11 protein-coding genes are annotated in these 23,228 nt (G+C 69.4%); 5 read left to right on the top strand and 6 right to left on the bottom strand.

Features of this window, described 5'->3' with window-relative positions; genetic code table 11:
- Positions 1 to 233 precede the first annotated feature (233 nt).
- Positions 234 to 662 carry an EF-hand domain-containing protein gene (locus M0G41_RS07175; RefSeq protein ID WP_248207010.1) on the top strand — a complete coding sequence of 143 codons (429 nt, stop codon included), beginning with the start codon at positions 234 to 236 and terminating at the stop codon, positions 660 to 662.
- Between the two features lie 328 nt (positions 663 to 990).
- Here M0G41_RS07175 and M0G41_RS07170 read toward each other — a convergent pair whose 3' ends face one another.
- Both M0G41_RS07170 and M0G41_RS07165 read right to left on the bottom strand, forming a co-directional pair.
- Positions 991 to 4,047, bottom strand: coding sequence for an efflux RND transporter permease subunit (locus tag M0G41_RS07170; protein WP_248207008.1), 3,057 nt, complete (start codon positions 4,045 to 4,047; stop codon positions 991 to 993).
- 9 nt (positions 4,048 to 4,056) lie between these two features.
- Entirely contained in the window at positions 4,057 to 5,175 is a 1,119-nt protein-coding gene (locus M0G41_RS07165) for an efflux RND transporter periplasmic adaptor subunit (RefSeq protein WP_248207006.1), read from the bottom strand.
- Between the two features lie 100 nt (positions 5,176 to 5,275).
- On the opposite strand from M0G41_RS07165, the gene M0G41_RS07160 reads away from it, so the two are divergent.
- Positions 5,276 to 5,938 carry a TetR/AcrR family transcriptional regulator gene (locus M0G41_RS07160; RefSeq protein ID WP_248207004.1) on the top strand — a complete coding sequence of 221 codons (663 nt, stop codon included), beginning with the start codon at positions 5,276 to 5,278 and terminating at the stop codon, positions 5,936 to 5,938.
- A 420-nt stretch (positions 5,939 to 6,358) separates the two neighbouring features.
- Here M0G41_RS07160 and M0G41_RS07155 read toward each other — a convergent pair whose 3' ends face one another.
- From M0G41_RS07155 to M0G41_RS07145, 3 genes are all read right to left on the bottom strand, one after another.
- Positions 6,359 to 7,243, bottom strand: a complete 885-nt coding sequence (locus tag M0G41_RS07155; protein ID WP_248207001.1) for a universal stress protein — start codon at positions 7,241 to 7,243, stop codon at positions 6,359 to 6,361.
- 10 nt (positions 7,244 to 7,253) lie between these two features.
- Positions 7,254 to 8,729 (bottom strand): SulP family inorganic anion transporter, encoded by a 1,476-nt coding sequence (locus M0G41_RS07150; protein ID WP_248207394.1) that lies wholly within the window; start codon positions 8,727 to 8,729, stop codon positions 7,254 to 7,256.
- 115 nt (positions 8,730 to 8,844) lie between these two features.
- The gene (locus M0G41_RS07145) at positions 8,845 to 9,483 is read right to left on the bottom strand and encodes a class I SAM-dependent methyltransferase (protein ID WP_248207000.1); all 639 of its coding nucleotides are present in this window, start codon (positions 9,481 to 9,483) and stop codon (positions 8,845 to 8,847) included.
- 321 nt (positions 9,484 to 9,804) lie between these two features.
- Between M0G41_RS07145 and thiD the strand changes: the two genes are divergently transcribed.
- Positions 9,805 to 10,614, top strand: coding sequence for a bifunctional hydroxymethylpyrimidine kinase/phosphomethylpyrimidine kinase (gene thiD, locus M0G41_RS07140; protein WP_248206998.1), 810 nt, complete (start codon positions 9,805 to 9,807; stop codon positions 10,612 to 10,614).
- A gap of 84 nt (positions 10,615 to 10,698) precedes the next feature.
- On the opposite strand, the gene M0G41_RS07135 is transcribed toward thiD, so the two are convergent.
- Positions 10,699 to 12,453 (bottom strand): ABC transporter ATP-binding protein, encoded by a 1,755-nt coding sequence (locus tag M0G41_RS07135; protein WP_248206996.1) that lies wholly within the window; start codon positions 12,451 to 12,453, stop codon positions 10,699 to 10,701.
- Positions 12,454 to 12,701: 248 nt separating this feature from the next.
- On the opposite strand from M0G41_RS07135, the gene M0G41_RS07130 reads away from it, so the two are divergent.
- Together M0G41_RS07130 and M0G41_RS18610 are read left to right on the top strand one after the other, a co-directional pair.
- Entirely contained in the window at positions 12,702 to 13,238 is a 537-nt protein-coding gene (locus tag M0G41_RS07130) for a pseudouridine synthase (protein ID WP_248206994.1), read from the top strand.
- Between the two features lie 142 nt (positions 13,239 to 13,380).
- Positions 13,381 to 23,223 (top strand): DUF7507 domain-containing protein, encoded by a 9,843-nt coding sequence (locus M0G41_RS18610; RefSeq protein WP_282452786.1) that lies wholly within the window; start codon positions 13,381 to 13,383, stop codon positions 23,221 to 23,223.
- Positions 23,224 to 23,228: the final 5 nt, after the last annotated feature.

Genomic DNA, 23,228 nt, shown 5'->3' with positions numbered 1-23,228 from the left:
TCGCAGTGAGGTATCGAACTGCGAACGGCACACTGCGACGGCGTTCGACTCTCGATAACTCATCCCGAACGTCTGCAGCCCTGCATAGCATAGCGATCCGGCGATACCTGATCATGGCCTGCAACCCGATCCTGCCGCAGCGTCGACGCTCTCGATTCCCGTCTCCCCAACCCGCGTCAACCACCAGGCGCTCCGCGCGTTGAAACAGGGGCAACCCCCAGACGGAGCAAGCCATGGACACCCGATTCCTTGTCGCCGCCGCAGCGGCGCTTTCGCTGGTCACCGGCGCGGCGTTCGCCCATCCCGATCGCGGCGCCATCGCCAAGCGCCTGGACAGCAACCGGGACCAACGCATCAGTCGTGAGGAGGCGGCGCTGGTGCCGCGCCTGGCCCAGCAGTTTCCCTTGATCGACCGCAGCGGCGACGGCCTGATCGACCGCGACGAATTCAAGGCCTACGCCGAGCAGCGCAGGGCCCTGCGCGAGGAGGCACTGGACCGGCGCTTCGCCCTGCTTGATGCCGATCGAGATGGCGTCCTGTCCGGCGCAGAGATCGAGGCCCGACCGCGGCTTGCGCGTCTGGACGGAAATGATGACGGCCGCATCGAACGCGCCGAGTTCACGCTCGCCAGGTGGTTCCAGGCGCGACGCTGCGGGCGCTGATGCGCGGCCTGGGCGCGAAGAAGACATTCATAGGGTGCGGCTGGCCGAACCGGGCGTACCGTGCGAACGCCCGTGTCGGTGCGCCCAACGCGCACCCTATGGGACTTCGCTGAAGCCCAACGAAGCCCGACTGTAGAAGCGCACATGGGCGCGACCGCGGCGTGGCGAGCCCACCACAGACTGTGGCCAAAGCGAACCTCCGCGGTCGCGGCCATGTCCGCTCCTACAAAGCCCGCTCATCCGAGGCTGCGGCGAACGCGACCTTCGCGCCCGATGTTGCCGACGGCGACCCGGGCGCTGCGGGTCGCAGGGTACCCGGCGCCCAGTCTCAGCGCGTCGCCGGCTTGACCCGGAACCAGGCCGCGTAGAGCGCGGGCAGGAAGAGCAGGGTCAGGGCGGTGGCGACGATCAGGCCGCCCATGATGGCCACGGCCATCGGGCCGAAGAACACGCTGCGCGAAAGCGGGATCATGGCCAGCACCGCGGCCAGCGCGGTGAGCACGATCGGCCGGAAGCGGCGCACGGTAGCTTCGACGATGGCGCGCCCGCGCTCGACGCCCTCGGCGATGTCCTGTTCGATCTGGTCGACCAGGATCACCGCGTTGCGCATGATCATGCCGGACAGGGCGATGGTGCCGAGCATCGCGACGAAGCCGAAGGGCACCCGGAACACCAGCAGGAACAGCACCACGCCAATCAGGCCGAGCGGCGCGGTGAGGAAGACCAGCAGGGTGCGCGACATGGAGCGCAGCTGCAGCATCAGCAGGGTGAGCACCGCGACCACGAAGAGCGGCACGCCCGCGTTGACCGAGCGCTGGCCGCGGGCCGAGTCCTCGATGGTGCCGCCGACCTCGAGCAGGAAACCTTCCGGCAGCGCGTCGCGGAAACGGTCGAGCACCGGCTTCAGGTCGGCCACGACGCTGGCCGGCTGCTCGTTGCCGTAGATGTCGCCGCGCACGGTGATCGTCGGCAGCTGGTTGCGGTGCCAGATCACGCCGTCCTCGAAGCCGTACTCAAGCGTGGCAATCTGGCTCAGCGGGATGCTCTGGCCATTGGCGGTCGGCACCGACAGGCTGCCGATCAGGCTCATCTTCTCGCGCTCCTCGGCGGGGCCACGGAGCAGGATCTCGATCAGCTGGTTGTCCTCGCGGTACTGGCTGACCGAGTTCCCGGACAGCGATCCGCGGATGAAGGTCGCCACCTGGGCCGAGCTGACGCCGAGCACGCGGGCGCGCTCCTGGTCGATCTCGACCCGGATCACCTTGCTCGGTTCGTCCCAGTCAAGCGAGACGTTGGTGACCGCCGGATGCTTGCGGACCTCGTCGGACAGGGCGCGGGCGATCTGCCGGACGCGGTCGGTGTGCTCGCCCGACACGCGCAGCTGGATCGGGAAGCCGACCGGCGGGCCGTTTTCCAGCCGGGTCACCCGGGCCTGCAGGGTCGGGAAGTCGCGGGCGAACAGGTCGATCAGCCAGCGTCGGGTCGCCTCGCGGGCCTCGATGTCCTCGGTGAGGATGACGAACTGGGCAAAGTTGGCCGCCGGCAGCTGCTGGTCCAGCGGCAGGTAGAAGCGTGGCGAGCCGGTGCCGATGTAGGCGACGTGGTTGACGATGCCCTCGCGGCCTTCGAGCATGGCCTCGAACTTCGCCGCCTGGCCCTCGGTGGCGCGCAACGAGGAGCCCTCGGCCAGCCGGAAGTCGACCATCAGCTCAAGCCGCGTCGAGGCCGGAAAGAACTGCTGCGGCACGAAGCGGAAGGCCGCGACGGAGGCGATGAACAGCAGCACGGTGGCCAGGATCACCGTCTTGCGGTGCTCCACACACCATTCCACCCAGCCGCGGAAGCGCTGGTAGAAGCGGGTCTGGTAGGGGTCGCGGCCGCCGTCATGCTTGCCGGCGAGATCCGGCAGCAGCTTGTCACCCAGGTAGGGGACGAAGACCACGGCGGCGATCCAGCTGACCAGCAGGGCCAGGGTCACCACCTGGAAGATCGAACGGGTGTACTCGCCGGTGCTGCTGTTGGCGGTGGCGATCGGCAGGAAGCCGGCCGCGGTCACCAGGGTGCCGGTGAGCATCGGAAAGGCCGTGGTCTGCCAGGCAAAGCCGGCTGCGCGCAGGCGATCGAAGCCCTGCTCCATCTTCACCGCCATCATCTCCACGGCGATGATGGCGTCGTCGACCAGCAGGCCCAGGGCCAGCACCAGGGCGCCGAGCGAGATCTTGTGCAGGCCGATGCCGAAGTAGTGCATGGCGGCGAAGGTCATCGCCAGCACCAGCGGGATCGACAGCGCGACCACCAGGCCGGTGCGGAAGCCGAGGGAGAAAAAGCTCACCACGAGGACGATGGCGACCGCCTCGAACAGCACCTGGACGAACTCGCCGACCGAGGCGCGCACCGCGGCGGGCTGGTCGCTGACCTTGTCCAGCGCCATGCCGATCGGCAGCGTGCCCTGCAGGCGGGCGAACTCGGTTTCCAGTCGATCGCCGAGCTGGATGATGTCGCCGCCCTTGCGCATCGACACCGCGATGCCGATGGCATCCTCGCCCATGAAGCGCATGCGTGGCGCGGGCGGATCGGAGAAGCCACGGCGCACCTCGCCGACGTCGCCTATGGTGAAGGTGCGGTCGCCGACCCGGATGGGAAACTGGCGGATCGCCTCGACATCGTCGAAGCGGCCCGATACGCGCATCTGCACGCGCTCGCTGACGGTCTCGAAAAAGCCGGCGGGGACGATGGCATTCTGCTCGTCGAGGGCCTGCTGCACGGCGGGCAGCGGCACGCCCAGCGTGGCCAGCTTGGTGTTGCTGATCTCGATGTAGATCTTTTCTTCCTGCAGGCCGATCAGCTCGACCTTGGCGACGTCCTTCACCCGCTGCAGTTCGAGCTGCAGTCGCTCGGCGTAGTCGCGGAGCGTGGCGTAGTCGAAGCCTTCGCCGGTCAGCGCGTAGATGTTGCCGTAGGTGTCGCCGAACTCGTCATTGAAGAACGGACCGATCGTGCCCTCGGGCAGCTCGTGGCGGATATCGGTGACCTTCTTGCGGACCTGGTACCAGAGGTCGGGGATGTCCTCGGAGACCATGTCGTCCGGGGCGACGTAGAGGATCTGCGACTCACCGGGCCGCGAGTAGGCGCGGATGAACTGGTACTGCCCGGTCTGCATCAGCTTCTTCTCGATGCGTTCGGTGACCTGGCGCGAGACCTCCTCGGCGGTGGCTCCGGGCCACAGGGTCCTGACCACCATGACCTTGAAGGTGAACGGTGGATCCTCGCTCTGGCCAAGCTTGGTGTAGGAGAGGATCCCGACGACGCCGAGCAGGAGCATCGCGTAGAGCACCAGCGAGCGGTTGCGCAGCGCCCACTCGGAAAGGTTGAAGGAAGAGGACATGGGTGGACCTCAGGCGCCGGCGGCCGGCGCGACGGGGCGGTTGTCGCGGTCTACCGGGCGGACCTTCTGGCCTTCTCGCAGCAGGTGCACGCCGGCGGCGACCACCCATTCGCCGGCCTCAAGACCCGAGGTGACCGGCACGGCCTGGTCGAGGAAGGGCCCGATGCTGACCTCGCGCCGCTGCACGGCGAGGGTCTGCGGGTCGACCACCCAGACATAGTGGCGGCCGGCATCCGCGGTCACCGCCGGCAGCGGCACGGCCAGGGCCTGGGCGCCGGCCTGGGCGAAGATCGCCCGCGCGCTCTGGCCCAGTTCGATGCCGGCTGCGGCGCCCTCCAGCTGGATGCGTGCGGCGTAGGTGCGGGCATTCGCATCGGCGGCGGGCGACAGCTCGCGCAGGGTACCCGCCAGGCGCATGTCGGGGTCCGACCACAGGCTGACCAGCACCGGCATGCCGACGCGGTACCGGTCGATTGCCGACTCCGGCAGGCTGATGGCGATTTCGCGCTCGCCGTCCGCGGCCAGCACGAAAACCGTCTGTCCGGCGGCCACCACCTGGCCGGCCTCGGCGAGGCGCTGGGCGATCACGCCGTCGGCATTGGCCTGCAGCCGGGTGTAGGTGGCCTGGTTCCGGGCCACGTCCATCTGCGCCCGGGCCTGGCCGACGCGGGCCTCGGCGGCCTTGAAGGCCGTCTCGCGGGCCTCGAACAGCGAGGCCGAGATCAGCTTCCGATCAAGCAGGGTCCGGTGCCGCTCAAGTTCGTTGCGGGCCTGTTCGAGATCGGCCTGGGCGGCGCGCAGCTGGGCGCGGGCGGCCTCGGCCTGCAGGGACAGGTCATCCGGGTCCAGCTCGGCCAGCAGCTGCCCGGCCTTGACCCGATCTCCGACATCGACCAGGCGGCGGGCGATCTTGCCGCCGACCCGGAAACCGAGCGCGGTTTCCTCCCGGGCGCGTACCTCGCCGGGAAACACGCTGAAGGTGCTGCTGGCCGGCTCGGGCCGGACCACCATCGCCGGCCGCGCCTCGGGCTCGCCGCCCTGGTCGCCGGCGCATCCAGCCAGCGCCATGGCGAGCACCAGCCAGGCAACGGAGTGGAACGGCAGTCGGGGACGGAGCGGGAGATTCATGCGAGGATCCTTGACGCCGGCGCCCGGCGTGGGGGACGTGGGTGGAAATTGAACTGTCCGGTATACTAAAATTAAAGAACCCATCAGTCCAGTATTCCAGATGCCAGAAGTCACCCCCGTCCGCCGCACCGTCCGCCGCCCCCAGCCGGGGCCCGGCCGACCCAAGGATCTGGAGAAGAAGGCCGCCATCCTGGAGGCCGCCAAGCAGCTGTTTCCGCAGCGCGGCTACGACGGGGTCAGCATGGAAGCCATCGCGGCCGAGGCCGGGGTGTCCAAGCTCACCGTCTACAACCACTTCAGTGACAAGGAAAACCTCTTCGCCGAAGCGGTGAAGTGCCGCTGCGAGGAGCTGCTGCCACCCTCCGTGTTCGAGGTGCGCCCCGGCGAGCAGCCGATCGGCGAACAGCTGCGCGGGATCGGCCACGCCTTCCACGCCCTGATCAGCAGCGACGAGGCCGTCCAGCTGCACCGCACCCTCGCCGCCAGGGCGATGACCGACACCGGCCTTGCCAAGCGCTTCTACGAAGCCGGGCCCAAGCGCACCATCGATGCGCTGGAAGGATTCCTTAAACGCGCCCACGCCGCCGGCGTGCTCGACGTGCCGGACACCCACCGCGCCGCGATCCACTTCTTCTGCCTGCTCAAGGGCGAGCATCACACCCAGCTGATCGTCGGCTGCTGCGAACGCCTCGCCGCGCGCGAATGCCGCGCCCACATCGACAGCGTGGTGGATTTCTTCCTGAGGGCCTACCTGCCGAGGTGATTGTCTGGGGCAGGTGAGGGCGCGAAGCAGACATTCATAGGGTGCGGCTTGCCGCACCGGGCATACCGCCCGAACGCCCGTATCGGTGCGCCAAGGCACACCCTATGGGGCTTCGCCGACGCGCAACGAAGCACGACTGTGGGAGCGTCCTTGGGCGCGACCGCGGCGTATCGGATTCACCACACACCGCGGCCAGAGCGGATCTCCGCGGTCGCGCCCAAGGGCACTCCCACAATTTGACTGCGGCAAGGCCTGCCTCGCGGCACAAACCGGACCTGGCAGCACCGTCGCACGTAGGAGCCAGCTTGCTGACGATAGGCGCCCCGGATGGGACGTTCGCCAGCAAGCTGGCTCATACATTCGGGTTCTGCGGTACGTCTGCTTCGCGCCCTTGGTTGCCGCTCGGCAGTGCGCGAACGCTCAGCGCAGCAGCAGGACCGGCACCAGGCAGGTGCGCAACATGGTGGTGGTGGCGCTGCCGATGATCAGCTGGCGGATGCGCGAGTGGCCATAGGCGCCCATCACCAGCAGGTCCACCGAGTCCTCGCGCACGCGGCGGGCGATGACCTCTTCGACATTGCCTTCCAGGCGCAGGCAGCGCGGGGCGAGGCCGGCTTGCTGCAGGGTCCGCTCGGCCCAGTCGAGGTGGGCGCTGTTCTCGCTGCTTGCCGCGCCGACCAGCAGCAGGCTCAGCTGCAGGGATTCGAACAGCGGGCTGGCGGCGACCATCTCGACGCAGCGACGGGTGGTCGGGCTGCCGTCAAAGGCGATCATGACGTGGCGGATCGGGCGGAACTCGCGGGCGGCGACCAGCACCGGGCGGTGCACGGCCCGGACCACGCGCTCGAGGTTGCCGCCAAGATGGCCCTTGGCGAAGTCGGCGTGCTCGCCGCGCTTGCCGATCACGAACAGACGCACTTCCGGTTCGATGCCGGTAAGTGTCTCGACCAGCGAGCCATGCAGCAGGCGCTGCTCGCGCGGCTCGCTGCCGGCCTCGCGGGCACAGGCAGCGGCGCGCTCGAGCAGGGCGCGGCCCTGCTTCTGGGCAAGCTTGCCGCGCTGCTCGTCGAGCCGGGTCAGCTCCTCCAGCAAGAGCTCACGGGCGCCGAGCGCAAGGTTGCCGCTGAAGTCGACCGCCGCGGCGGTGGCCGCTTCGGGATTGCGGTCGATCACGTGCAGCAGGTCGAGCGGGGCACCGGTGCGCTGCGCCGCCCAGGCGGCGAGGCGGGTGACGCTGTCGGCATAGACCGAGGCGTCGATGGCGGCGCAGACATGGCCGGCGGCGTGGATCAGCGGGTGGCTCATGACGGCCTCCTCAGTGCTCGGAGAGTCGGGCGACGGCGTCCGGCTTGTCATGCACGCCGAGCCGCTCGACCAGGGTCGCGCTGGCCTCGTTCATGCCGACCAGCTCGACATCGGTGCCTTCGCGGCGGAACTTCAACACTACCCGATCCAGCGCGCCGACCGCCGACAGGTCCCAGAAGTGGGCGCGGCTGACGTCGATGCGCACCCGCTCCACCGCCTCACGGAAGTCGAAGCCGGCGACGAAGGCGTTGGCCGAGGCGAAGAACACCTGGCCGGTGACCACGTAGTGGCGGGCGCGGCCGCCGTCTGTGGACGCCGAGGCCACGTGCAGCACCTGACCGACCTTGCGGGCAAAGAACAGGGCCGAGAGCAGCACGCCGGTGAACACGCCCTTGGCGAGGTCGTGGGTGGCCACGGTGACCACCACCGTGGCCAGCATGACGATGCTCGAACTGCGCGGATGGGTGCGCAGGTCGCGGATGGAGGCCCAGCTGAAGGTGCCGATCGAGACCATGATCATCACCGCGACCAGGGCGCCCATCGGGATCTGCCGCACCCAGTCGCTGGCGAAGACCACCATCAGCAGCAGGACCACGCCCGCGGTCAGGGTCGAGAGCCGGCCGCGGCCGCCGGACTTCACGTTGATCACCGACTGGCCGATCATCGCGCAGCCGGCCATGCCGCCCATCAGCCCGGCGGCGATGTTGGCCACGCCCTGTCCCGAGGCCTCGCGGTTCTTGTCGCTGGGCGTGTCGGTGAGGTCGTCGACGATCTGCGCGGTCAGCAGGGACTCGAGCAGGCCGACCACGGCCATGGTTGCCGACACCGGGAAGATGATGGCCAGGGTCTCGAGGTTCAGGGGCACGTCCGGCCAGAGGAAGACCGGCAGGCTGTCCGGCAGCTCGCCCATGTCGCCGACGGTGCGGATGTCGAGGCCGAGCAGGATCGAGACAATGGTCAGCACCACGATCGCGACCAGCGGCGAGGGAATGGCGCGGGTGAGATACGGAAAGCCGTAGATGATGCCCAGCCCGGCCGCGGTGACCACATAGACCGTCCACGGCACGCCGATCAGCTCGGGCAGCTGGGCGAGGAAGATCAGGATCGCCAGCGCATTGACGAAGCCGGTGATCACCGAGCGCGATACGAAGCGCATCAGGTCGCCGAGTTTCAGCAGCCCGGCGCCGATCTGCAGCAGGCCGGTCAGCAGGGTGGCGGCGAGCAGGTACTGCAGGCCGTGCTCCTTGACCAGGCCGACCATCAGCAGGGCCATCGCGCCGGTGGCGGCGGAGATCATTCCGGGCCTGCCGCCGGTGAAGGCGATCACCACGGCGATGCAGAAGGAGGCGTAGAGGCCGACCTTGGGATCGACGCCGGCGATGATCGAGAAGGCGATCGCCTCGGGAATCAGGGCAAGCGCGACCACCAGCCCGGAGAGCACGTCGCCGCGGACGTTGCCGAACCATTGCTGGCGCAGCGGCATCATTCGAATCACGGAAAGTCCTTTCGATGGCGCGCGACTGAGGGCGTGCGCGCGAGGGAAGGGCGGCGGAGTCTACCCGAGACGCACCGAGCAAGTACTCGGCCCGGCCCGCTGCCGTTCAGGCGGGGGCGGCCAGCAGCGCAACGCCGTGTTCGGGGTACAGCATGCATTCCAGCTCCAGTTGGGCGGCCAGCCACTCGATGCTGGTCGGGGAGAACAGCACCACGTGGGTCGGATCGCGCAGGTAGTGCCAGCGGACGAAGCGCTCAGGCTCGGGGACGAATCCGGTCTTGACCCCGATCACGCCTCCGCGGCGCAGCCGCCCGCGCAGCATCGCGAACACCGCGGCCGGGGCCTGCAGGTGCTCGGCGACCTCGCAGACCACCACGAAGTCGTACTGCCGCCGCAGCGCGTCGGCGCCGGGCGCGAACTGCGGATCGTAGCCGGTTACCCGGTGCCCGGCCTCGCGCAGCATCGCCGCCGGCGCCGAGCCCGGGCCGCAGCCGAAGTCGAGGCCCTCCGACGCGGGAGCCAGGCGTGTCCGGAGCGCCTCGACCAGCGGCGCGACGAAGCGCCGGTAGCCGGGGTCGTCCGGGTCATTGCGGTGCAGCCGGTAGTAGTCGGCCTCGGCCTGCGGATCCAGGCGCTGGGCCGGGTCGACGAAGACCAGGGTGCAGTCCCGGCAGCGATAGAAGCGCCGAGCCGCTGCCTCGGCGTGGGCGTCGATCGCGGTCGAGGCGCAAAGGGGGCAGTGCACGGTCTTCTCCCGCGGGGATGCGTCGGGCTGATCGACACGGCTCGCCTGCACGGGCGACCTCCACAGCGCTGGGGCGGCGCAGGCTAGCACGGGTGGGCGGGGCGATCCCGTTCGGGCTTCGATACCTCAGCCCGAACGGTCGGGGCCTCGCGGGAGGTTGGGTCCGACCAATGCGCGTTGCACCTTCCTCGAGACCGTTCGCGGTGAGGTATCGAACCGCGGGCGGCGGGCAGGGCGGTCGCGTTCGGACTTCAATACCCCATCCCACGCGGGTGACGACAGTCCACCGGCCCCGTCGCGCGCTTCTGGCATCATCCACGCATGCATCCCTGTCGAACTTCGGTCCTGACCATCGCCGGCTCGGACTCCGGCGGCGGCGCCGGGATCCAGGCCGATCTCAAGACGATTGCCGCGCACGGCTTGCACGGGCTGTCCGCCATCGCCGCGCTGACTGCGCAGCACACGCGCGGGGTGACCGCGGTGCAGGTGCCGGATGTCGGCTTCCTGCGCGCGCAGATCGATGCCTGTTTCGAGGATTTCGCCGTCGCCGCGGTCAAGCTCGGCATGTTGGCCAACGCTACGGTCATCCACGCCGTGGCTGATGCGCTGGAGCGCCATGCGCCGAAGCAGGTGGTGCTGGACCCGGTGATGGTGGCCAGCAGCGGCGCGCGGCTGCTCGAGCCCGAGGCCCTGGACGCCCTGCGCCAGCGCCTGCTGCCGCGGGCCACGCTGATCACGCCCAATATTCCGGAAGCCGAGCTGCTGCTCGGCCGGGTGATCGATGACGCATCCGCCGACGCCGCCCTGCAGGCGCTGCGTGATCTCGGTGTGGCCGGGGTGCTGCTTAAAGGCGGCCACCTCGATGGTACGCCGCAGATGATCGACCGCCTGCACGATGGCGAGATCGTGCATCGCTTCGAGCATCCGCGTCTCGAAGTGGAAGGCCACGGCACCGGCTGCACGCTGGCCTCGGCCATCGCCTCGCGCCTGGCACTGGGCGATCCCTTGCCCGACGCCTGCCGCGCCGCCGCGGACTACGTCCACGGCGCCCTGGTCAGCGCGTACCGCCCAGGCAAGGGCAGCGTCGCCGTGCTCGACCATTTCTGGGAAAGGCAGGCCCTTCCACGGTAGGAGCCAGCTTGCTGGCGAACGGCGGTGTGCCGGGCGAATCGCCAGCAAGCTGGCTCCTACAGGCGAGCCTGAAGATCTTCGATCCTAGCCAACCGTTTCACCGGTCTGCAGCCGCCACAGCGCGGCATAGGCGCCGTTGCGCGCCAGCAGGCTGTCGTGGTCGCCGGACTCGACCACCCGGCCGGCCTCCATCACGTGGATGCAGTCGGCCTGCCTGACGGTGGACAGGCGATGGGCGACCACAAGGCAGGTGCGGCCGCGGGCGGCCTCGCGCAGCGAGCGCTGGATGGCCGCCTCGGTCTCGTTGTCGACCGCCGAGGTGGCCTCGTCGAGGACCAGGATGCGCGGGTCGCGATACAGCGCGCGGGCCAAGGCAATGCGCTGGCGCTGGCCTCCGGAGAGCTGGGTGCCGCGCTCGCCGACCTCGCTGTCGTAGCCGCGCGGCAGGGCGCGGATGAAGCCATCGGCGGCGGCCGCGCGCGCCGCGGCTTCGACCCGGCCGAGATCCGGCTGGCTATCGCCGTAGGCGATGTTCTCGGCCACCGTGCCGTCGGTGAGGAAGGGATCCTGGGCGACATAGCCGATGACCCGACGCAGGGCGACAGGATCAATGCCCGCAAGGTCGACGCTGTCCAGTGTCACCCGGCCCTCGCTGGGACGGGCAAAGGCGAGCAGCAGCTTGAGCAGTGAGGACTTGCCGCCGCCGGTGGCGCCGACCAGGGCGTGGGTGGTGCCGGCCGGCACACTGAGGCTGACGCCATCCAGCGCACGGGTATCGCCATAGCGCAGGCTGACCGAGTCGAAGCCGACCTCGCCGGCGACCTTCTCGGGCAGCGGTTGCCTGCCGCGCGCCGGCAGCGGCGACTCCAGCAGGTCCATCACCCGGTTCACCGAGGCCATCGAGCGCTGGTAGAGGTCGGTCATCTCGGCCAGCCGGGTCAGCGGCCAGAGCAGGCGCTGGGTCAGATAGACCAGGGCCGAGTAGCTGCCGACCCCGAGATCCCCCGACAGTGTCTTCCAGCCGCCATAGAGCAGGGTGGCGACGAATCCGGCCAGGATGGCCATGCGGATGACCGGGGTGATCGCCGCCGAGAAGCGGATCGCCGCGGCGTTGCGCTGGCGGAAGCCGTCGGAGGCGGCGCGGACGTGGGCGGTCTCGAACTCCTCGGCCGTGTAGGCCTGGATGGTCGCCATGCCGGCGAGGTTGTTGGAGAGTCGGTCGGACACCACTGCCGCCGATTCGCGGGCGGCGCCGTAGCGCGGGGCGAGGCGCTTCTGGAACCAGAACGCGCCGACCAGGATCAGCGGAATCGGCAGGAAGGCGAGGGCGGCAAGGTCGGCGGTCAGCACGAAGAACACCGCGCCGACCAGCAGTGACGACACCACCACCTGGATCAGGTCGTTGGCGCCGGTGTTGAGGAAGCGCTCGATCTGGTTGACGTCCTCGTTGAGCACCGCCATCAGCCGCCCGCTGCGCGCAGAGGTCACGAAGTCCGGCGGCAGCTGCTGGATGTGCGCATAGGCGGCCAGGCGCAGCTCGTGCTGCAGGTCCTGGGCCAGCCCGCGCCAGCGCAGGGCGTAGAGGTACTCGAACAGGCTTTCCAGCACCCAGACCGCGATGGTCAGCCCGGTCAGCGCCAGCAGCTGGTGCATCGGGTCGGGCAGGCCGAAGCCGGCGAGGAAGCTGTCCTCGCGGTTCACCACCACGTCCACCGCCACGCCGATCAGGATCTCCGGCAGGATGTCGAAGACCTTGTTGAGCACCGAATACACGCTGCCCGACAGCGCCTGGGCGCGGTACGGGCGGGCGTAGTCGAACAGGCGGCGCAGCGGATGCATGGCGGTGGGTCCGTGACAAAGCGCGCAGCCTAGCCGATGCGCCCCGCCTGTAGGAGCCAGCTTGCTGGCGATCGTCGCCTTCGGTCCACGCTGGGCGGCTGCTCTGCCGGGCTATTCCATCGCCAGCAAGCTGGCTCCTACAGGCCGCGCTGGTGCAAGCTCGAAGTGAATCCCGACCGAGCGCAGCGAAGGCGCAGGTTGCGGAGCAACGGTTGCCGCGCAGCGGCCGACACCCGAGTCCAAACCCCATGCTGATCGCCTTCAACAAGCCCTTCAACGTTCTCTGCCAGTTCACCGACCGCAGCCAGCCGCCGCGGCGGACGCTGGCGGAGTTCGGCCTGCCCCCGGATGTCTATCCGGCAGGGCGCCTCGACTTCGACTCGGAGGGCCTGCTGCTGCTCACCGACGATGGAGCGCTTGCGCACCGTCTGACCGACCCGCGGCACAAGCAGCCGAAGACCTACTGGGTCCAGGTCGAGGGCGAGCCGGACAATGCACAGCTCGAGGCGCTGCGCCGTGGCGTCCAGCTCAAGGATGGCCCGACCCGGCCGGCCAGCATCGAACGCATCGATCCACCCTCGCTCTGGCCGCGCGATCCACCGGTGAGGTATCGCAAGAGCGTGCCCGATGCGTGGCTCGCCATCAGCCTGACCGAGGGACGCAATCGACAGGTGCGGCGGATGACCGCGGCGGTCGGTCTGCCGACGTTGCGCCTGGTCAGGGTCAGCATCGGCAGCCATGCGCTGGGCGGGCTGCAGCCGGGCCAGTGGCGACAGGTCGAGTAGTTGCTCCGGGGGTGCGGGGTTTTTTCCACTGTGGAGCTGACGTGAACAGGGGCATACTCGGGCCTATCTGCCAGTCGGGTGCGCCCTTCCAGCTGCATCGCGCCGCCCCACCGGCGATCTCATTGCACTGCAGGGGAACGTCTTGAAAGCATCGCTGGCCTGGGCGGCCATTGCCATCGCACTGTCGGCGCCGGTCGCCGCGGATCCCTTCCCGCCGGTCTACGGCAGCGGCACGGTCGACGAGGCCAACGGGCCGATCCATTTTGCCCCTGCGCCCTGGCCGGCGGAGCCGCTGAACCCGGCGCAGTGCGGCGGCGACTGCGGCGACTGGAAGCCCTACGGGCGCTTCCAGAACTCGATCAACGATCCGCGCATCCAGGACCCGTCGAACGGCGGCACGTCGCCGCAGAACTACGTCAACGTCGCCTCGTCCTGCATCGACAAGAACTTCCCGTCGATCTACTACAGCCTGCGCCAGGGCGCGGCGATGGACGGCTCGCAGGACGTGATCATGTTCCGCTGGCGCGTCGAGCAGATCGCCAACAACTATGCGACCGGGCCGAACCCGGGAAACTTCGGCGCCACCGACCCCTGGTCCTCGGCGCTGTGGACGGTGCTCTTCGATCTCGACGGCGACGGCTTCCGTGACCTGGCTGCGCATCTCAACGGCTCATCGGGCTCGCCCGCCACGCCGATCGACATGATCGCCGGCATCTGGGGCGATATCCCGACCCAGTCGATCGACTACACCAGCAACCCGGCGATCAAGCTGATCGCGCACAACCCGACGGGCTTCACCTCGGGCAGCACCCTTCTCAACTTCCAGAGTGCGCTCACGCCCACCACCAACTGGGGCAGCGCGCCGCGCACCCGCTGGGACTACGGCACCACCCGGGCGACCCTGGTCTCGACCAATGCCTGCAACGAGTACTTCATCGACTACCAGATTCCGGTGCGCATGCTCGATGCCTCGCCGACCGGGCCGAATCCGACGCTCAACGGGCCAAGGATCACCCGCTCGACGCCGATCTCGATGCTGTTCTGTACCGCCAACAGCCTGAACAACCCGTTCCAGAAGGACTGCGCGATCAACCGCCAGTGGCAGGCCGATCCGACCAAGCCCGGGCCGTTCGGCGACTACACGTCGTTCGACAAGGAAGATCCGTACTCGCAGCCGATCATCTCGCGGGTGACCGCGACACCGCCCGGCACCTGCGCCGGAACCTACGCGCTCGAGGCGCGGGTGCAGGACACGCTGGCGCTGAACAACGGCGTGGTGCAGCCCTCGATCGCCGACGTCCGCTTCTACTACTACTACGACGCCAACGGCGATGGCGTGGTCAACGACGGCGGCGCCTGGTCGGCGGCCGGGCCCAGCGCAACGCTCAAGTCCGGCACACTGAACACATGGATCGGAAACTGGGACACGACCAGCCTGCTCAAGGGCAAGTACCTGGTCGGTGCCCAGGCGGTCGACAACCGCAATATCGTCGACGACGACATGCCGCCGGCCCCGCGCGACCATCGCACCTTCAGCTATGCCGAGGGCAACGAGCAGGGCGAGGCCTACATCAATGGCGCCTGGGTGACCTACACGCCTGACCAGGGCGGCACGGTCGAGGGCAATTTCCCGGTCCACAGCCCGGCCCAGCTGCCGAACGCCGGCGAGGACTGGTACGGCAACCCGGACGTAGTCGGTCCGCAGGTCGCCCAGGTGGGTCTTGCGATCAACGCCTGCGGCGTGGCCCCGGAGATCAGCAAGACTGCCAGCCCGGACAGCGTGGCGACCAATGAGGACGTGACCTTCACCCTCAGCGTCGACAACCTGACCTCGACGCCGCTGTCGCTGGGCAGCATCAGCGACGCCCTGCCGGATGGCTTCACCTACCAGAGCACGACCAGCATCCTCAACGATGGCGCGCCGCTCGCCGCGGCTTCCTCGCCCAGCCTGGGGGCCACGGGCAACATCACCTGGAGTTTCAGCGGCGCCAGCATCGCTGCCGGCCGCTCGGTGGTGCTGACCTTCGTCGGCCGCGCCGGCACGGTGGCCGGCACCTTCAACAACACCGCCTCGGCCGACACCGGCTTCGGCGTGCTGGGCAGCGACCCGGTGCCTGTGAATGTCGATGCGGCGCGGATCTCGCTGTCGAAGACGCCCAACCTGTATTCGATCAACCCGGACGGGACCCAGCTGGTCTACACCCTGCGCTACAGCAACGACTCCTCGGTGCCGGTAACCAGCGCGCAGATCAGCGACCCGCTGCCGGCGAACACCAGCTACGTGGGCTGCAGTGGCGGGACCAGCTGCGCCAACGGCGGTGGCACGGTGATCTGGGACCTCGGCACGCTCGCCGGGGGCGCCTCGGGCAGCGTGACCTTGACCCTGACCGTCAACCCGGGCTACCCGACCTCTTCGCTGACCAACACCGCAACCCTCGACGTGCTCGCACCCGGCAACGTGCCGGTCAGCCGCACCGCGACCTCCACCATCGCCGTGAACATCCCGACCCCGGCCTTCAGCCTGGAGAAGTCCTCGCCGGCGGCCCAGGTCGCGCCGTCGGGCGACGTGACGTGGACCATCAGTTACCGCAACTTCGGCAGCGGCGCGGCCAGCGCCGCGGTGATCACCGATACCCTGCCGCAGGGCTTCACCTTCAATAACTGCGCTTTCGCCGGCAGCACCCACTTCAGCAGCTGCAGCCACAGCAACGGCGTGGTCACCTTCAATGCCGCCAGCGTGCCCGCGGGCGGCCAGGGCACGGTGACGGTGACCGCCACGGCAGCGGCCAGCCCCTTCACCTTCGACAACCCGGCGATCAACCGAGCGCGGATCACCTGGAGCGGCGAGCCGACCGGCGTCACCGCGACCTCGCCGCTGGGCGTGTCCGGGCAGTCGTGCAGCGCGGTGTACTACTTCAGGGACACCCAGGTCGCCACCACCACGCCGCCGACGGCCTCGGACCCCACCAGCACGGTCTCGACCACCGCCCTGACCAGCTACATCTTCAATGCCACCGCGCCGGCGGGCGGCATCGACGTCGCCGGCCGGCAGCTGACCATCAGCGCCTGGTTCGTCACCCGCAACGGCAACGGCAACTTCCGCATCCAGCTGCAGAACCTGACCCAGGCTACGACGTTGGCCGATTCCGGCACCGTCGGCATGTCCAACTCCGGTGGCGCCGCCCAGCTGCAGACCTTCCAGACCACGGTCGGGGCCGGGGTGACGGTGAACGCCGGTGATCAGCTGCGCTGGACGGTGTCGCTGTCCTCGAGCGGACAGCCCGTGGACTACCTCTACGGCAGCCAGCTGCGCAATTCGCGCTCCTCGTTCTGCCTTGCCAGCGCCCCGGCCAACCTGGTCATCGACAAGACCGTCGACCAGCCGAACGTCACCACGCTGCCGGCCGCCCTGCAGTACACCGTGCGGGTCTCCAACACCGGCGGCGCCGCGGCCACCGGCGCCTCGCTCAGCGACACCCTGCCGGCCAACGTCAGCCTGAACTCGGTGACCCTGAACGGCGTCACCGTCAGCCCGACGCCGACCGTTACCGCACAGAACTTCAGTCTCCCGGTGAACAGCCCCGGTCAGGCCCCGGGCACGCTTGCCGCAGGCGGGACTGCCACCGTAGTGATCAATGCAACGGCCGGCGCCGCCGCCAGCGGCACGCTGACCAACTCGGCCACCGCCAGCGCCAGCGGCGTCGCCAGCGTCACCGATACCGCCTCGACCCTGGTCGGCACGCCCGGGCCTACCGGCGGCGCACCCTCGCTGAGCATGGCCAAGTCGGTCGACCGCGCCCTGCTGCGCGCCGGAGAGATCGCGACCTATACCCTCACCGTGGTCAACACCGGCACCGGCGAAGCCACCGGGGTCAGCGTGGTCGACGATTTCCCTGACCAGGCCTGGTTCGACTATCTGGACTGCACGGCGCCGGCCGGCACCAGCTGCAGCGAATCGCCTGCCGGCACGCTCAGCTGGACGATCGGCACCCTCGGCGCTGGCCAGGCGCGCACCCTGAGCTTCCGCATGCAGGTCGACGCGACCGGCGTCCCCGCCGGCGTCACCACGCTCAACAACACCGCCGTCGCCAGCGATGCCAGCTTCTGCACCGGTGGCACGCCGCCGGCCAGCTGCACCAGCGAGATCGTCCCGGTCACGGTCAGCGGCGCGCCAGTGCTGACGCTCAGCAAGCAGGTGAGTCCGCTGACCGCCGTAGCGCCCGGCGACCTGCTGACCTATACGCTGACCGTCGGCAACGTCGGTTCCAGCAACGCGAGCGCGGTGCAGGTGGTCGATGCGGTGCCGGCGAACACCGTGTTCGATGCCATCGTGTCGAGCGGCAACGGCAGCGGAAGCTTCGATACGGTGAACAACCGGGTGCTGTTCAACCCGCGCACCGCCTCGGGCGTCGATCGCCTGGATGCCGGCGACAGCGAAACGCTGTCCTTCCGCGTGCGGGTGGTGGGCACCCTGCCGCAGGGCAGCACGCCGATCCCGAACACCGCCACCGCCAGCGCCGCCAATGCGCCCTCGGTCAGCGACAGCGTCAGCAGCAGCGCGCTGGCCTCGCCCGGACTGACCCTCGACAAGCAGGGCCCGGCGACGGTGTCCTTCCCGGCGACCACGCTGGCCACGACGGCCAGCGCCAGCAGCACGGTGCGTGTGCTGGACGCATCGCGCCTCGCGATCGGCGATACCGTGCGCATCGGCGGCAGCATCCGCCAGATCACCGCGATCGCCGGACAGACCGTCACCCTCGACGGCGCGGTCAGCGCCGCCGCCGGCGATCCGGTGCAGCTCGGCTTTACCTACACTTTGACCTACGCCAACCGCGGCAATGCGACCGCCACCGGCGTCACCCTGGGCGACACCCTGCCGGCCAATCTGGTGTATGCCGGCGCCTCGCCGACGCCGGCCACGGCGCCTGCGGTGGGCAGCAATGGCAGCCTGAGTTTCAGCATCGGCAGTCTTGCCCCCGGCGCGCTGGGCGTCGCCCAGGTGCGCGTGGTGCCGCTGCAGGCGGGCAGCTACACCAACAATGCGGTGCTGTCGGCTACCGACGTACCGAACGTGATCGACACCGTCACCACCCAGGTCGGCGGTCTGATCGTCGACAAGCGCACTACGACGCCGCTGCGTGCGGCGGGTGATATCGCGACCTATGTCCTGCGCGTGCGCAACACGCTGTCCAGCAGCGTCTCGGGCATCGTGGTGACCGATGTGCTGCCGCCGGGCTTCAGCTATCTCGCGACCGAGAGCGCCACCGTCAATGGTTCGGCCACGGCGGTGACCTCGCCTCCGGGCGCCGGTTCGGCCAGCCCGAGCTGGGGCAGCTTCACCCTGCCCGGCAATGGCACGCTGGAAATCACCTTCACCTCGACCATCGGCGTCGACGTCGGCCCCGCGACCTATGACAACGAGGTCAGCGCCACCAATACCAGCGGTATCGCCGTGGCCCCGTTCGATCATCTGGCAACGGACGTCGATGACGTCACCGTGCTGGCGGCCGGCACCGGCCTGGTCGAGGGCGTGATCTACCGCGACAACGACGGCAACGGCGCCTTCGATCCCCTGATCGACACCCCGCTGCCGTTCACCCAGCTGCTGATCACCGACAGCAACAACGTGGTCTACCAGCTGGCCAGCGACAGCACCGGCGCCTTCCGCCGGGTGGTGCCGGCGGGCACCACCCTGGTTGACGTCAGCGACGGCAGCCTGCCGGCCGGGCTGGCGCCAACCGTCGGCATCGACGGACTCGACCCGAACACGGTCGAGGTGCCCGCGGGCGCCAGCGCGCGCGACGACAACGGCTTCGTGGTCTCGGCTGCGGCGGTCGGTACGGTCTCCGGTCGGGTCTGGAACGACGGCGACGGCAACCAGCTGCAGAACGGCAGCGAGACGGGACGTCTCGGTGTGCTGGTGGAACTGCGTGATGCGGTGACCAATGCGCTGATCCAGCGCACCTTCACCGACCTGCTCGGCGACTACTTCTTTGCCAACGTGCCGCCCGGCGACTACCGCGTCGACATCTCGCCGCCGGTCGGCACCACCCTGACCACCGGCAACGACCCGGCGCCGGTGAGCGTGGTGGCCAACACCAATTCGACCGCCGACTTCGGGCTGATCGCCGGTGCGACCAGCAATGCCGATCTGTCGATCCTGAAGACCAACGGTCTCAGCCAGGTGGCGACCGGCGTGCCGACGGTCTACAGCCTGACCGTGGCAAACGCCGGACCGGCCACTGTCAGCAACGCGCTGATCTGGGATCCGCAGGCGACTGGCCTTGCCAAGACTGCGGTCAGCTGCGGCAGCCCCAGCGGCGGTGCGGTCTGTCCGTCGGCGCCCAGCGTGGCCGACCTCGAGGCCGGCATCCTCGCCATCCCGAGCCTGCCCCCGGGCAGCAGCCTGGTGCTCTCGGTCACGGCCGATGTCCTCGCCAGCAGCGGCAACGTCAGCAACCTTGCCGTGGTCTCGGCACCGCAGGGCATCTCCGACCCCAACCAGTCGAACAACACCTCCAGCGACACCGATCCGGTGGTCGGCTCGGTAAACGCCGATCTCGCGATCAGCAAGAGCAATGGCGTCAGCACCCTGACCTCGGGCAGCAGCACCACCTATGTGGTGGTGGTCAGCAACAACGGGCCGAGCGCGGCGAACGGGGCCACGGTCTCCGACCCGGCGGTCACCGGCCTTGCCAAGACCGCGGTCAGCTGCTCGGCGGCCAGCAATGGCGCGAGCTGTCCGGGCGCGCCGTCGGTGGCGGCGCTGGAGGCGGGCACCCTGGCCATCCCGGCGCTGCCGTCCGGCGGCAGCATCACCCTGCAGGTCACCGCGACGGTGACGGCAGCCGGGGGCAGTTCGGTGACCAACACCGCGTCCGTCGCACCGCCGGCCGGGGTGACCGACCCGGTGCCGGGCAACAACAGCGATGACGACACCGACAGCGTGGTCGCCGGCACCCTGCCCAGCGCCGACCTGTCGATCAGCAAGGACAACGGGGTCAGCGGACTCAGCGTCGGCGGCACGACGAGCTATACCGTGGTGGTGTCGAACGCTGGCCCGGACGCGGCCGACGGCGCCAGCGTCTCCGACCCGGCGGTCAGCGGCCTGTCCAAGACCGCGGTGAGCTGCACCGGCAGCAGCGGCGGAGCGGTCTGCCCTGCCTCGCCGGATGTCGCCTCGCTGGAGGCCGGGACCCTGGTGATCCCGACGCTGCCCAACGGCGGCAGCGTGACCCTCCGCATCGACGCCACGGTGACCGCCGCCGGCGGCAGTTCGGTCAGCAACACCGCCCTGGTCAGCGTGCCCGGTGGGGTGACCGATCCGAATCCGAACAACAACACCGACAGCGACACCGATCCCGTATCGGGTCCGTTGAACGCCGACCTGTCGATCAGCAAGAACAACGGGGTCACGTCGCTGACCTCGGGCAGCAGCACGACCTATGTGGTGGTGATCAGCAACGGCGGTCCGAGCTCGGCGGATGGGGCAACGGTGTCGGACCCGGCCGTGGCCGGTCTGAGCAAGACAGCGGTGGCCTGCGTCGACGCCAGCAACGGGGCCAGTTGCCCGGTGGCGCCCTCGGTGGCGGACATCGAGGCCGGCACCCTGGCCATCCCGGCATTGCCCACGGGCGGCAGCGTGACGCTGGAAGTGACCGCGACGGTGAGCGCCGCGGCGGGCAGCACGGTGACCAACACGGTGACCGTCTCCCCGCCGTCGGGGATCACCGACCCGGTGCCCGGCAACAACAGCGCCGATGACACCGACAGCGTGGTCGCCGGGTCCCAGCCCAGCGCGGATCTGTCGATCAGCAAGGACAACGGGGTGAGCAGCCTCAGCGTGGGCGGCAGCACGAGCTACACGCTGCTGGTATCGAACGCCGGTCCGAACGCGGCGGATGGGGCCAGCGTGTCGGATCCGGCGGTCAGTGGCCTGTCCAAGACCGCGGTTCTCTGTACCGGCAGCACCGGTGGTGCGGTGTGTCCGGCCTCGCCGGACGTTGCCTCGCTGGAGGCGGGCACGCTGGCCATCCCGACCTTCCCGGTGGGCGGCACGCTGACCCTGCGCGTGGATGCGTCAGTTACCGCGGCGGGCGGCAGCGCGGTCACCAACATCGCCGAGGTCAGCGTCCCCAGCGGGCTGACCGATCCGGACTCGAACAACAACACCAGCAGCGATACCGACCCGGTGCTGGGACCGACGGATGCCGACCTGTCGATCAGCAAGAACAACGGGGTCACGTCGCTGACCTCGGGCAGCAGCACGACCTATGTGGTGGTGATCAGCAACGGCGGTCCGAGCGCGGCGGATGGGGCAACGGTGTCGGACCCGGCCGTGGCCGGTCTGAGCAAGACGGCGGTGGCCTGCGTCGGCGCCAGCAATGGCGCCAGCTGCCCGGGCGCGCCCTCGGTGGCGGACATCGAGGCCGGCACCCTGGCCATTCCCGTGCTGCCCATCGGCGGCAGCGTGACGCTCGAAGTGACCGCGACGGTGAGCGCCGCCGCGGGCAGCACGGTGACCAACTCGGTCAGCGTCTCCCCACCGTCGGGGATCACCGACCCGGTGCCCGGCAACAACAGCGCCGATGACACCGACAGCGTGGTCGCCGGGTCCCAGCCCAGCGCGGATCTGTCGATCAGCAAGGACAACGGGGTGAGCAGCCTCAGCGTGGGCGGCAGCACGAGCTACACGCTGCTGGTATCGAACGCCGGTCCGAACGCGGCGGATGGGGCCAGCGTGTCGGATCCGGCGGTGAGCGGCCTGTCCAAGACCGCGGTTCTCTGTACCGGCAGCACCGGTGGTGCGGTGTGTCCGACCTCGCCGGACGTTGCCTCGCTGGAGGCGGGCACGCTTGCCATCCCGACCTTCCCGGTGGGCGGCACGCTGACCCTGCGCGTGGATGCGGCGGTCACCGCGGCCGCCAACAGCGCCGTCACCAACATTGCCGAGGTCAGCGTCCCCAGCGGGCTGACCGATCCGGACTCGAACAACAACACCAGCAGCGACACCGATCCGGTGTCGGCGGCGCCGGTGCCCGGGCTCAGCCTGCTGAAGCAGGCCGCGCTCGATGACGTGGTGATCGCCAATGGCCTCGCCGAAGCCGGCGAGCGGATCAGCTACACCCTGACCGCGACCAACACCGGGGGCACCCCGCTCAGCGGGGTCAGCATCAATGATCCGCTGCTGCCCACGCTCAGCTGCGTGCAGCCGGTGGCGCTGGCGCCGGGCGAGCGCCTGATCTGCACCGGCAGCCTGCTGGTCGACCAGGCCCGGGTCGACGCCGGGGCGGCGATCCTCAACACCGCCACTGCGCGCGGCACGCCGCCTTCCGGGCCCGAGCTGATCGATAACGATGATGCCTCGGTTCCGGTCTCGGACGTCGCGCGGCTTGGCGTCGCCAAGGGGTTGGTCTCGGTCGCCGAACTGGGCAGCGGCGCCTACCGCGTCGTCTACGAGCTGAGGGCGCGCAACTATGGCCAGGTGAGTCTGGATGCCCTGCAGCTTCGCGACGATCTGGCCGCGACTTTCCCTACACCGGTGCAGTTCAGCGTGCTGGGCGTGCAGGTCACCGCGGGCAGCGGCCAGCCGGATCCGACCTACGACGGACGCACCCGGACCAGCCTGCTGCAGTCGGCCGCTGTCCTGGCGCCCGGTGCCGAGCTGGCGCTGAGGCTGGAGCTCGAGGTGCGTCCCGGCACCGCCACGGGCCCCTTCCTGAATCGGGCCACGGTCTCCGGCCAGCGGGTCAGCGGCGGTCCGACGCTGGAGGATGACTCGGTGAACGGCACCTCGCCCGATCCTGACAACAACGGAGTGCCGGACGAGATCTCGCCCACCCCGCTCAGCTTCGGCGCTGCCCCGCCCGGCGTGCGCGAGATTCCCTCGACCGGCGGGCTGGCACTGGTTCTGATGGCCATGTCGCTGATGATGCTGGGCCTGCGCCGTGCCCGCCGGGCTCGGGTCCGCGGCGATTCCGACTAGGGTTT

Source organism: Pseudomarimonas salicorniae, assembly GCF_023156535.1.
Classification (GTDB): Bacteria; Pseudomonadota; Gammaproteobacteria; order Xanthomonadales; family Xanthomonadaceae; genus Pseudomarimonas; species Pseudomarimonas salicorniae.
The sequence above is the reverse complement of the archived record's forward strand: the minus strand, read 5'-3'. Positions and strand labels throughout refer to the sequence as shown.

Coding starts and splice junctions, on each gene's coding strand:
- thiD (WP_248206998.1), top strand. CDS start 9,805: ATGCATCCCTGTCGAACTTCGGTCCTGACCATCGCCGGCTCGGACTCC.
- M0G41_RS07165 (WP_248207006.1), bottom strand. CDS start 5,175: ATGAATCTCCCGCTCCGTCCCCGACTGCCGTTCCACTCCGTTGCCTGG.
- M0G41_RS07170 (WP_248207008.1), bottom strand. CDS start 4,047: ATGTCCTCTTCCTTCAACCTTTCCGAGTGGGCGCTGCGCAACCGCTCG.
- M0G41_RS07150 (WP_248207394.1), bottom strand. CDS start 8,729: ATGATGCCGCTGCGCCAGCAATGGTTCGGCAACGTCCGCGGCGACGTG.
- M0G41_RS07130 (WP_248206994.1), top strand. CDS start 12,702: ATGCTGATCGCCTTCAACAAGCCCTTCAACGTTCTCTGCCAGTTCACC.
- M0G41_RS07155 (WP_248207001.1), bottom strand. CDS start 7,243: ATGAGCCACCCGCTGATCCACGCCGCCGGCCATGTCTGCGCCGCCATC.
- M0G41_RS07135 (WP_248206996.1), bottom strand. CDS start 12,453: ATGCATCCGCTGCGCCGCCTGTTCGACTACGCCCGCCCGTACCGCGCC.
- M0G41_RS07160 (WP_248207004.1), top strand. CDS start 5,276: ATGCCAGAAGTCACCCCCGTCCGCCGCACCGTCCGCCGCCCCCAGCCG.
- M0G41_RS07175 (WP_248207010.1), top strand. CDS start 234: ATGGACACCCGATTCCTTGTCGCCGCCGCAGCGGCGCTTTCGCTGGTC.